The sequence below is a fragment of the Pseudomonas sp. genome (genome assembly GCF_035554175.1).
Lineage (GTDB): Bacteria > Pseudomonadota > Gammaproteobacteria > Pseudomonadales > Pseudomonadaceae > Aquipseudomonas.
In genome coordinates this window covers 230,300-241,547 of record NZ_DATMIV010000010.1, presented here as the reverse complement: position 1 = coordinate 241,547, position 11,248 = coordinate 230,300, and the positions used below count along the sequence as shown (strand labels likewise).

At 59.4% G+C, this 11,248-nt stretch carries 10 protein-coding genes; 6 read left to right on the top strand and 4 right to left on the bottom strand.

What is annotated here, in order from left to right:
• Positions 1-169: 169 nt before the first annotated feature.
• The 3 genes from infA to aat form a co-directional block, all read right to left on the bottom strand.
• Positions 170-388 carry a translation initiation factor IF-1 gene (gene infA / locus VNV36_RS04715; protein ID WP_002553999.1) on the bottom strand — a complete coding sequence of 73 codons (219 nt, stop codon included), beginning with the start codon at positions 386-388 and terminating at the stop codon, positions 170-172.
• A 112-nt stretch (positions 389-500) separates the two neighbouring features.
• Positions 501-1,208: an arginyltransferase gene (locus VNV36_RS04710; protein ID WP_325716729.1), complete on the bottom strand. Its 708-nt coding sequence runs from the start codon at positions 1,206-1,208 to the stop codon at positions 501-503.
• A 58-nt stretch (positions 1,209-1,266) separates the two neighbouring features.
• Positions 1,267-1,947, bottom strand: a complete 681-nt coding sequence (aat, locus tag VNV36_RS04705; protein WP_325716727.1) for a leucyl/phenylalanyl-tRNA--protein transferase — start codon at positions 1,945-1,947, stop codon at positions 1,267-1,269.
• Between the two features lie 459 nt (positions 1,948-2,406).
• Here aat and VNV36_RS04700 point away from each other — a divergent pair, with 459 nt between their 5' ends.
• From VNV36_RS04700 to cysG, 6 genes are all read left to right on the top strand, one after another.
• Positions 2,407-4,878: a DNA translocase FtsK gene (locus tag VNV36_RS04700; protein WP_414705494.1), complete on the top strand. Its 2,472-nt coding sequence runs from the start codon at positions 2,407-2,409 to the stop codon at positions 4,876-4,878.
• Between the two features lie 68 nt (positions 4,879-4,946).
• A complete protein-coding gene (lolA, locus tag VNV36_RS04695) occupies positions 4,947-5,567 on the top strand; it encodes an outer membrane lipoprotein periplasmic chaperone LolA (protein WP_056788905.1) in 621 nt (206 codons plus the stop codon).
• 136 nt (positions 5,568-5,703) lie between these two features.
• Positions 5,704-7,026, top strand: coding sequence for a replication-associated recombination protein A (locus tag VNV36_RS04690; RefSeq protein WP_325716722.1), 1,323 nt, complete (start codon positions 5,704-5,706; stop codon positions 7,024-7,026).
• Positions 7,026-7,400: a fluoride efflux transporter CrcB gene (crcB, locus tag VNV36_RS04685; RefSeq protein WP_016775261.1), complete on the top strand. Its 375-nt coding sequence runs from the start codon at positions 7,026-7,028 to the stop codon at positions 7,398-7,400. Before VNV36_RS04690 ends, crcB begins: the two co-directional genes overlap by 1 nt.
• A gap of 15 nt (positions 7,401-7,415) precedes the next feature.
• A complete protein-coding gene (gene serS, locus VNV36_RS04680; RefSeq protein WP_325716719.1) occupies positions 7,416-8,696 on the top strand; it encodes a serine--tRNA ligase in 1,281 nt (426 codons plus the stop codon).
• Complete coding sequence (cysG, locus tag VNV36_RS04675) at positions 8,697-10,091, top strand: siroheme synthase CysG (protein ID WP_325716717.1); 1,395 nt, start codon at positions 8,697-8,699, stop codon at positions 10,089-10,091.
• Between the two features lie 95 nt (positions 10,092-10,186).
• On the opposite strand, the gene VNV36_RS04670 is transcribed toward cysG, so the two are convergent.
• Complete coding sequence (locus tag VNV36_RS04670; protein WP_325716715.1) at positions 10,187-11,188, bottom strand: glutathione S-transferase family protein; 1,002 nt, start codon at positions 11,186-11,188, stop codon at positions 10,187-10,189.
• Positions 11,189-11,248: the final 60 nt, after the last annotated feature.

Genomic DNA, 11,248 nt, shown 5'->3' with positions numbered 1-11,248 from the left:
ACGCCGGGGCAAAGCCTTTTGGGTTACCTTTTTGGCGTCTGAAAAAGGTGACTCGCTGTAAGAGCGAAACCGCCAGCGGCCGCACCCGAAAAAACGGATATACACACAAACCAATAAAGCGCAGACACAAAAACGCCCGGCATGACCCGGGCGTTCTGTATTGACTTGGTTAACGAGCGCGGTAAGTGATCCGCCCTTTGCTCAAGTCATAGGGCGTCAGCTCGACGCGCACTTTGTCACCGGTAAGAATACGAATGTAGTTCTTGCGCATCTTGCCGGAAATATGCGCGGTTACGACGTGCCCATTTTCCAACTCCACACGAAACATGGTGTTGGGCAGGGTGTCGACGACAGTGCCTTCCATTTCGAAGCTGTCTTCTTTCGACATGCAGTAAAGCCCTCGGTATCCAATGAATGGCCCGGTGCAACTGCGCCAGGCAAAAGCGGCGTGCATTGTGCCCGAAAAATGGGGTTTACGCCAAGGGGTTTAGGCCACGGGTTTAGTTCAGGACGACCCAGCGCTGGTTGATCAGCAATTCGATGGGTCGATATTGCGTCTTGTAGTTCATCTTTTTGCAGTTCTTGATCCAGTAACCCAGGTACACCGCTTCAAGGCCAAGACGCTGGCTCTCGGCGATCTGCCAGAGGATCGCGTAACGCCCAAGGCTGCGGCGTACTTCGTTCGGTTCGTAGAAGGTGTATACCGCCGACAAGCCGTTAGGCAGCAGATCAGTCACCGCCACTGCGAGCAGCCGTCCGTCGAGTCGGAACTCGTAGAAGCGTGAGAATGGCAGGTCGCGAACCAGAAAAGTCGAGAATTGATCACGGCTTGGCGGGTACATGTCGCCGTCGGCGTGGCGCTGTTCAATGTAGCGCTGGTACAGATCGAAATATTCTTCGCTGAATTGCGGTTTGACCGGTTGCACTTGCAGGTCGGCATTGCGCTTGTAAATACGCTTTTGCTGACGATTGGCAATGAACTGTGCGCCAGGGATGCGCGCAGGCACGCACGCGTTGCAGTTCTGGCAATGCGGTCGGTACAGGTGATCGCCGCTGCGCCGAAAGCCCATTTCCGACAGGTCTGCGTAAACGTGCACATCCATGGGCTGACTCGGATCGAGAAACAGCGTCGTGGCCTGCTCCTCGGGCAGATAACTGCAAGAGTGGGGCTGAGTGGCATAAAACTTCAAACGCGCCAACTCGGTCATGAATCAACCCTCGGGGTAAGCTGGTGAATTAAGTGTAAGCCACTCGCGCAAAAGTCGCTCAGCAAACCCAGGTCGCTTTATTGGGTTGATCGAGGTGGCGCGCCAGACAGTCGGCAAATTCGCTGCGCGGGATCGACCGCGCACCGAGGCTGTGCAAGTGATCGGTGGGCATCTGGCAGTCGATCAGCACAAATCCGGCGGCCTTCAAATGTTGCACCAGCGTGGCGAAACCGTATTTGGAGGCGTTGTCAGCGCGGCTGAACATCGACTCGCCAAAAAACAATTGACCCATCGCCAGGCCATACAGGCCGCCGACCAGTTGCCCATCGTCCCAGACCTCAACCGAATGAGCGAAGCCGCGCCGATGCAATTCCACATAAGCATCCTGCATGGCCTCGGTGATCCAGGTGCCGTCGGCGTAGGCGCGGGGCGCGGCGCAGGCGCGGATGACGGCGTCGAAATCCTGATCGAAGGTCACTTGGTAGCGTTGCTTGCGCAGCAACTTGGCGAGACTGCGCGAGATGTGCAGTTCGTCGGGAAACAGCACGGTGCGCGGATCCGGCGACCACCAGAGAATCGGTTGGCCCTCGGAAAACCAGGGAAAGCAACCATGGCGATACGCCTGGATCAGGCGATCGGCGGAAAGATCACCACCGGCGGCGAGCAATCCGTTCGGCTCGCGCATGGCTTTTTCCAGTGGCGGAAAGGTCAGGGAATTACGTTGTAACCAGGTCAGCATGGCATCCAGGCTTGCAGAAGGGGAGGGCGGTCAGGGGCAATGCAGGCCCCGCGAAGAGTTTGCCGCGAAACGGCGCCCATGTCCTGCACAGATGTCGAATGCAGTGAGCGTTGAGCTGCAACTTGATGTTTCGCCCGTGGTCGTAAACGTCACCGTGTCGATGCCAGTTGAGCATTTCTGTGCGGCCGATCTGACCAGTCTCGCTACGTTCATCAAATACAGCTCATAAGCCTTTGTCACAAAAGACAATGCATGCTCCAATTGAGAGGCGATCCATATACGTTTGGCTACGCTCAAGGCTGGGGCCTGAAGCATGGCGTCAGGCGTACAAACCCGTACAATGCCGGGTTGTGACTTGCTTTACACCGTGTTCAGTGTTTATGGCTGTGTTTATAAAACCAGTGGCACAGTGTTAAAAGTAGTCGCAGTTGAGCTTTTCACCTTTTTCACCTGCCTGGAATGGGCAGTTTCTTATCGTCATTCAATAGATGGACGCGCCTCGGGCGCAGGAAAAGAAGCGTTTTGAAGAAGACCACCGAAACACCCAAAACAGTCGTTCCGCTCTGGCGCCAGCAACTGCACTACCGCCTCAAGGAAGGTGCATTGATTGCCATTGGCGCCTTGTGCCTGTTCCTGATGATGGCTTTGCTGACTTACGGCAAGGACGATCCGGGCTGGAGCCATAACAGCAAGATTGACGATGTGCAGAATTTCGGCGGTCCCGCGGGCTCGTACAGCGCCGACATCCTGTTCATGGTGCTCGGTTACTTCGCTTACATTTTCCCGTTGCTGCTGGCGGTCAAGGCGTATCAGATCTTCCGTCAGCGTCACGAGCCATGGCAGTGGAGCGGCTGGCTGTTCTCCTGGCGTTTGATTGGCCTGGTATTTCTCGTCCTGTCTGGTGCTGCGCTGGCGCATATTCATTTCCATGCCGCGACCGGGCTTCCGGCCGGCGCGGGTGGCGCCTTGGGCGAAAGCCTGGGTGATCTGGCGAAGAATGCACTGAACATCCAAGGCAGCACGCTGTTGTTCATCGCCCTGTTCCTGTTCGGCCTGACCGTATTTACCGACCTTTCGTGGTTCAAGGTGATGGACGTCACCGGCAAGATCACCCTCGATCTGTTCGAACTGTTCCAGGGCGCACTCAATCGCTGGTGGTCGGCGCGCACCGAGCGCAAGCAACTGGTCGCGCAGCTGCGTGAGGTCGATGACCGCGTGCACGATGTGGTCGCACCGACTGTGACCGACAAGCGCGAACAGGCCAAGGTCAAGGAGCGCCTGATCGAGCGCGAGCAAGCGCTGAGCAAGCACATGTCCGATCGTGAGAAGCAGGTCCCGCCGGTCATCGCGCCCGCACCGGCCAAGGCGCCGGAGCCGAGTAAACGCGTGCAGAAAGAGAAGCAGGCGCCGTTGTTCGTCGACAGCGCGGTGGAAGGCACCTTGCCGCCGATTTCGATTCTTGATCCTGCGGAAAAGAAACAGCTCAACTATTCGCCCGAATCGCTGGCGGCGGTCGGCCACTTGCTGGAAATCAAGCTCAAGGAATTCGGTGTCGAGGTCACGGTGGATTCGATTCATCCTGGCCCGGTGATTACCCGTTACGAAATCCAGCCGGCTGCCGGCGTGAAAGTCAGCCGCATCGCCAACCTGGCCAAAGACCTCGCACGTTCGCTGGCGGTGACCAGCGTGCGGGTGGTCGAGGTGATTCCGGGCAAGACCACTGTCGGTATCGAAATTCCCAACGAAGACCGGCAGATCGTGCGCTTCTCCGAAGTGCTGTCGACGCCCGAGTACGACAACTTCAAATCGCCGGTCACCCTGGCGCTCGGTCACGACATCGGCGGCAAACCGGTCATCACCGACCTGGCGAAGATGCCGCACCTGCTGGTGGCCGGTACTACCGGTTCCGGTAAGTCCGTGGGTGTGAACGCGATGATCCTGTCGATCCTGTTCAAGTCTGGCCCGGACGACGCCAAACTGATCATGATCGACCCGAAAATGCTCGAACTGTCGATCTACGAAGGCATTCCGCACCTGCTGTGTCCGGTAGTGACCGACATGAAGGACGCCGCCAACGCGCTGCGCTGGAGCGTTGCCGAGATGGAGCGTCGCTACAAACTGATGGCGAAGATGGGCGTGCGTAACCTGTCCGGCTTCAACGCCAAGGTCAAGGAAGCCCAGGACGCCGGCGAGCCGTTGAGCGATCCGCTGTACAAGCGCGAAAGCATTCACGACGAAGCGCCATTGCTGCAGAAACTGCCAACCATCGTCGTGGTGGTCGACGAATTCGCCGACATGATGATGATCGTCGGCAAGAAGGTCGAAGAATTGATCGCCCGTATCGCGCAGAAGGCGCGTGCGGCGGGGATTCACTTGATCCTCGCGACCCAGCGCCCTTCGGTGGACGTGATTACCGGTCTGATCAAGGCCAACATCCCGACCCGCATGGCGTTCCAGGTATCGAGCAAGATCGACTCGCGGACCATCATCGATCAGGGTGGCGCCGAGCAACTGCTGGGCCACGGTGACATGCTCTACATGCCACCGGGCACCAGTCTGCCGATCCGGGTTCACGGCGCATTCGTTTCCGACGATGAAGTTCACCGCGTGGTCGAAGCGTGGAAACTGCGCGGCGCGCCGGAATACAACGACGATATCCTCAATGGTGTCGAAGAGGCAGGCAGCGGCTTTGAAGGCAGCAGCGGTGGCGGCGACGGCGATGATCCGGAAGCCGACGCCTTGTATGACGAAGCGGTACAGTTCGTCCTCGAAAGTCGTCGTGCCTCGATTTCCGCCGTGCAGCGCAAGCTGAAGATTGGCTACAACCGTGCCGCGCGGATGATCGAAGCCATGGAAATGGCCGGCGTCGTTACTTCAATGAACACCAACGGTTCGCGTGAAGTTCTGGCCCCCGGCCCGGTACGCGACTGAAACGCAACGATCCGGGTGGTGCAATGATGCGCCATCCGCTCTCCCACGAGTATTTCAAGAGGACTCTCATGCGCCTTATCCGCATGCTGTTGCCAGTATTGGCGCTGACCACGCTCACGGCCCACGCCGATGAAAAGGACGTGGCGCGTCTGACCCAATTGCTGGAAACATCCAAAACCCTGTCGGCGAATTTCTCGCAACTGACCCTTGATGGCAGCGGAACCCAACTGCAGGAAACCACCGGCAACATGACCTTGCAGCGCCCCGGCCTGTTCTACTGGCACACCAACGCGCCTGCCGAACAGACCATGGTCTCCGATGGCAAGAAAGTCACCCTGTGGGATCCGGATCTGGAACAGGCAACCATCAAAAAGCTCGACGAGCGTCTGACCCAAACCCCGGCCCTGCTGCTGTCCGGTGACGTGTCGAAGATCAGTCAGAGCTTCGATATCAGCGCGAAAGAGGCGGGCGGCGTGATCGACTTCACTCTCAAGCCGAAGACCAAGGACACGCTGTTCGATAACCTGCGTCTGTCGTTCCGTAACGGCCTGCTCAATGACATGCAACTGATTGACAGCGTCGGCCAGCGCACCAATATCCTGTTTACCGGGGTCAAAGCCAACGAAGCGGTGCCGGCATCGAAGTTCAAGTTCGACATTCCCAAGGGTGCCGACGTCATCCAGGAATAAACGCAATAACCTGTGGGAGCGAGCTTGCTCGCGAATGCGTCGGAGCAGTCACCCTATAGGGCGCCTGACACACCGCCTTCGCGAGCAAGCTCGCTCCCACAGGGATTGTTGTCCCCAATGAGGTTCATAGGTAGTGATGGATCTGTTTCGCAGTGCACCGGTTGCTCAACCCTTGGCCGCGCGTTTGCGTGCGACCAATCTGGATGAGTATGTCGGTCAGGAACACGTACTCGCTCGCGGCAAGCCTCTGCGTGAGGCGCTGGAGCAGGGTGCCCTGCATTCGATGATCTTCTGGGGGCCGCCGGGCGTGGGCAAGACCACCTTGGCGCGCTTGCTGGCGGACGTGTCGGACGCGCACTTCGAAACGGTTTCGGCGGTGCTCGCCGGGGTCAAGGAGATCCGTCAGGCCGTTGAAATCGCCAAGCAGCAGGCCGGCCAGTACGGCAAGCGCACGATTCTGTTCGTCGACGAAGTGCATCGCTTCAACAAGTCGCAGCAGGACGCGTTCCTGCCATACGTTGAAGACGGCACGCTGATCTTTATCGGTGCCACCACTGAAAACCCTTCATTCGAGCTCAACAACGCGCTGTTGTCCCGTGCCCGCGTGTACGTACTCAAGAGTCTCGACGAAGCTGCGCTGCGCAAACTGGTAAAACGCGCGCTGACCGAAGAGCGCGGCTTGGGCAAGCGTAATCTGACCCTGAGCGATGAAGGTTTTCAGATGCTGCTGTCCGCCGCCGATGGCGATGGCCGGCGTCTGCTCAATCTGCTGGAGAACGCCTCCGATCTGGCTGAAGACAACAGCGAGATCGGTACCGAGCTGCTGCAAAGTCTGCTCGGCGACACGCGCCGACGCTTCGACAAGGGCGGCGAAGCGTTCTATGACCAGATCTCAGCGCTGCACAAATCGGTGCGCGGTTCCAATCCTGACGGTGCGCTGTACTGGTTCGCGCGAATGATCGACGGCGGCTGCGATCCGCTGTACCTGGCCCGCCGAGTGGTGCGCATGGCCAGCGAAGACATCGGCAACGCCGACCCGCGCGCGTTGAGCCTGTGCCTGGCAGCGTGGGAAGTCCAGGAGCGTCTGGGCAGCCCGGAGGGCGAATTGGCAGTCGCCCAGGCCATTACTTATCTGGCCTGCGCGCCGAAAAGCAACGCGGTGTACATGGGCTTCAAGACTGCCCTGCGCGCGGCCGCTGAAAACGGTTCGCTGGAAGTGCCGCTGCACCTGCGCAACGCCCCGACCAAGTTGATGAAGCAATTGGGTTATGGCGACGAATACCGCTACGCCCACGACGAGCCGGACGCTTACGCCGCCGGTGAAGACTATTTTCCGGAAGAACTCGAGCCGATTCCGTTTTATCAGCCAGTGCCCCGTGGCCTGGAGTTGAAGATCGGCGAGAAGCTCAACCACCTCGCTCAACTTGATCGTCTCAGCCCTCGACAGCGGAGAAAGTAGTGGTCCCATTGATCCTCGCAGTGTCGGTCGGCGGCGTGGCCGGCACCTTGTTGCGCTTCGCCACCGGCAATTGGGTCAGCGCCAATTGGCCGCGGCACTTCTATACCGCGACGCTGGCCGTTAATATCGTGGGCTGCCTGCTGATTGGCGTGTTGTACGGCCTGTTTTTGATACGCCCGGAGGTGCCGATCGAGGTGCGTGCCGGGTTGATGGTCGGCTTCCTCGGGGGGCTGACGACTTTTTCATCTTTTTCACTGGATACGGTGCGCCTGCTGGAAAGCGGGCAAGTGTTGCTGGCCTTGGGCTATGCGGCACTCAGCGTATTCGGCGGGCTGCTCGCGACGTGGGCCGGCCTGTCCCTGACCAAACTTTGATAACGAGAAACCGACATGCTCGATTCCAAACTGTTACGTAGCAACCTTCAGGACGTAGCGGACCGCCTGGCTTCCCGTGGCTTTGCCCTGGATACCGCGCGCATCGAAGCGCTGGAAGAACAGCGCAAGACCGTCCAGACCCGCACCGAAGCACTGCAGGCTGAGCGTAACGCGCGTTCCAAGTCCATCGGCCAGGCCAAGCAGCGCGGCGAAGACATCGCGCCGTTGATGGCGGACGTCGAGCGCATGGCGGGTGAACTGAGCGCTGGCAAGGTCGAGCTGGACGCGATCCAGACCGAACTGGATTCGATCCTGCTGGGTATCCCCAACCTGCCGCACGAATCGGTTCCGGTCGGCAAGGACGAAGACGACAACGTTGAAGTGCGCCGCTGGGGCACTCCGACCCGGTTCGATTTCGAAGTCAAAGACCACGTCGCCCTTGGCGAGAAGTTCGGCTGGCTGGACTTCGAAACCGCCGCCAAGCTGTCCGGCGCACGCTTCGCCCTGCTGCGCGGCCCGATTGCGCGACTGCACCGCGCCCTGGCGCAATTCATGATCAATCTGCACGTCAACGAGCATGGCTACGAAGAGGCTTACACACCTTATCTGGTGCAGGCCCCGGCATTGCAAGGCACTGGCCAGCTGCCGAAATTCGAGGAAGACCTGTTCAAGATCGCCCGCGAAGGCGAAGCCGATCTGTACTTGATCCCGACCGCCGAAGTGTCGCTGACCAACATCGTTGCCGGCGAAATCGTCGATTCGAAGCTGCTGCCAATCAAGTTCGTCGCCCACACCCCGTGCTTCCGTAGCGAGGCCGGTGCGTCGGGCCGCGACACGCGCGGGATGATCCGCCAACACCAGTTCGACAAAGTTGAAATGGTCCAGATCGTTGAGCCATCGCAATCGATGGAAGCGCTGGAAGGCCTGACCGCCAACGCTGAAAAAGTCCTGCAACTGCTGGGGCTGCCTTACCGCACACTTGCTTTGTGCACCGGCGACATGGGCTTTAGCGCGGTCAAGACCTACGACCTGGAAGTGTGGATTCCGAGCCAGGACAAGTATCGCGAAATCTCATCGTGCTCCAACTGCGGCGACTTCCAGGCCCGCCGCATGCAGGCGCGTTTCCGCAACCCGGAGACCGGCAAACCTGAGCTGGTGCACACTTTGAACGGCTCCGGTCTGGCGGTCGGTCGTACCCTCGTTGCTGTACTGGAAAACTACCAGCAGGCCGACGGTTCGATCCGCGTGCCGGATGTACTCAAGCCGTACATGGGTGGCCTTGAGGTCATCGGCTAAATGAAATATCTGCCGCTGTTTCACAACCTGCGCGGCAGTCGTGTGTTGGTTGTCGGTGGGGGGGAGATTGCCTTGCGCAAATCCCGCCTGCTGGCCGATGCCGGTGCGCTGCTGCGGGTGGTAGCACCTGAAATCGAAACGCAACTGGCTGAACTGATCGCTGGCAGCGGCGGAGAATGTCTGTTGCGCGGCTATGTCGAAGCGGATCTGGACGGCTGCGGGCTGATCATTGCTGCTACCGACGACGAAACCCTGAACGCGCAAGTGTCGGCGGATGCGCACCGACGTTGCGTGCCGGTCAACGTGGTCGACGCGCCTGCCTTGTGCAGCGTGATCTTCCCGGCGATCGTTGATCGCTCGCCGTTGATCATTGCCGTTTCCAGCGGCGGTGATGCGCCGGTACTCGCGCGTCTGATCCGCGCAAAGATTGAAACCTGGATTCCCTCGACCTATGGGCAACTTGCGGGGCTGGCCGCGCGTTTTCGCCATCAGGTGAAAACCCTGTTTCCCGATGTGCAGCAGCGCCGAGGCTTTTGGGAAGATGTTTTTCAAGGGCCGATTGCCGACCGGCAACTGGCCGGGCAGGGCGCTGAAGCCGAGCGCCTGTTGCAGGCCAAGGTGGATGGTGAGCCGATGGTCACCACTGGCGAGGTTTATCTGGTGGGTGCCGGCCCGGGCGATCCGGACCTGTTGACCTTCCGGGCCCTGCGGCTGATGCAGCAAGCCGATGTGGTGTTGTACGACCGTCTGGTGGCGCCGGCGATTCTGGAATTGTGCCGTCGCGATGCCGAGCGTGTGTATGTCGGCAAGCGTCGCTCCGAACATGCGGTGCCGCAGGATCAGATCAACCAGCAACTGGTCGATCTGGCCAAGGCCGGCAAGCGTGTGGTGCGGTTGAAGGGCGGTGATCCGTTCATCTTCGGGCGCGGTGGCGAAGAGATCGAAGAGCTGGCGGCCCACGGCATTCCGTTCCAGGTCGTGCCGGGCATCACGGCGGCCAGCGGTTGTGCGGCCTATGCCGGGATTCCGCTGACCCATCGCGACCACGCGCAATCCGTGCGGTTTGTCACCGGGCATCTGAAGGACGGTTCCACCGATCTGCCATGGGCCGACCTTGTCGCTCCGGCGCAGACGCTGGTGTTCTACATGGGCCTGGTGGGCTTGCCGATCATCTGCGAGCAGTTGATCAGGCATGGTCGTGCGGCGGATACCCCAGCGGCGTTGATTCAGCAGGGCACTACCGTTAATCAGCGTGTCTTCACCGGCACCTTGGCCGATCTGCCACAACTGGTGGCAGAGCATGAAGTCCATGCGCCGACCCTGGTGATTGTCGGAGAAGTGGTGCAGCTGCGCGAAAAACTGGCGTGGTTTGAAGGGGCTCAGGCGCAAATTTGAGTCAGATCAACAGATCGCAGCCTTCGGCAGCTCCTACAGAGGAACGCATTCTCATGTAGGAGCTGCCGAAGGCTGCGATCTTTTGCTTTTTGGGATCAGCCCCGGCGCCAAACCCCTCTCCCGCTCAACCGCGACCGATCATGCGCCAGGTTAAAGTCCTGCTCCGGCCCTTTCGGCACCACCCCGGTGGGGTTGATGGTCTTGTGGCTGCCGTAGTAGTGATGCTTGATGTGTTGAAAATCCACCGTTTCGGCAATCCCCGGCCACTGATACATCTCGCGCAACCAGTTCGACAGGTTCGGGTAATCGGCAATGCGCCGCAGGTTGCACTTGAAGTGCCCGTGATAAACCGCGTCGAAGCGAATCATCGTGGTGAACAGGCGCACATCGGCTTCGGTCAGGTATTCACCGCTCAGGTAGCGATTGGCGCCCAGCAGTTGCTCCAGATGATCGAGTTCGGCAAACACTTCATCGAATGCCTGTTCATAGGCTTGCTGCGAGGTGGCGAATCCGGCGCGGTATACACCGTTGTTCACTGCCGGATAGATTCGCTCGTTCAGCGCATCGATCTCATTGCGTAACGGTGCGGGGTAGAAGTCCAGTTCATTGCCGGTCAGCCCGTCGAACGCACTGTTGAACATGCGGATGATTTCCGCCGATTCATTGCTGACGATGCGCTTGAGCTTCTTGTCCCACAACACCGGCACGGTCACACGCCCGGTGTAATCAGGCGTATCAGCGATGTAGCGCTGGTGCATGAAATCGAAATCATCGAGTTGGTCGCCCGTCGAACCGAGCGTCTTGTCGAAGGTCCAGCCGTTTTCCAGCATCAACCAGCTGACCACTGAAACGTCGATCAGGCTTTCCAGGCCTTTGAGTTTACGCAGAATCAGGGTGCGATGTGCCCAGGGGCAGGCGAGGGAAACGTAGAGGTGATAGCGTCCGGCCTCGGCGGCGAAACCGCCTTCACCGCTGGGGCCGGCCTGGCCGTCGGCGGTTACCCAATGGCGGCGTTGCGCCTGTTCACGCTGGAATGCGCCGTCCTTGCTGCTTTCGTACCACTTGTCCTGCCAGTGGCCGTCGACGAGTAAACCCATGATCAAGACTCCCAAAACCAATAATCGTTGGAGTTGAGTCTATTCCCATGAGTTCGAACA

Coding starts and splice junctions, on each gene's coding strand:
- aat (WP_325716727.1), bottom strand. CDS start 1,947: ATGCTGACCTGGTTACAACGTAATTCCCTGACCTTTCCGCCACTGGAA.
- VNV36_RS04670 (WP_325716715.1), bottom strand. CDS start 11,188: ATGGGTTTACTCGTCGACGGCCACTGGCAGGACAAGTGGTACGAAAGC.
- VNV36_RS04700 (WP_414705494.1), top strand. CDS start 2,407: ATGGGCAGTTTCTTATCGTCATTCAATAGATGGACGCGCCTCGGGCGC.
- VNV36_RS04710 (WP_325716729.1), bottom strand. CDS start 1,208: ATGACCGAGTTGGCGCGTTTGAAGTTTTATGCCACTCAGCCCCACTCT.
- lolA (WP_056788905.1), top strand. CDS start 4,947: ATGCGCCTTATCCGCATGCTGTTGCCAGTATTGGCGCTGACCACGCTC.
- infA (WP_002553999.1), bottom strand. CDS start 388: ATGTCGAAAGAAGACAGCTTCGAAATGGAAGGCACTGTCGTCGACACC.
- serS (WP_325716719.1), top strand. CDS start 7,416: ATGCTCGATTCCAAACTGTTACGTAGCAACCTTCAGGACGTAGCGGAC.
- cysG (WP_325716717.1), top strand. CDS start 8,697: ATGAAATATCTGCCGCTGTTTCACAACCTGCGCGGCAGTCGTGTGTTG.
- VNV36_RS04690 (WP_325716722.1), top strand. CDS start 5,704: ATGGATCTGTTTCGCAGTGCACCGGTTGCTCAACCCTTGGCCGCGCGT.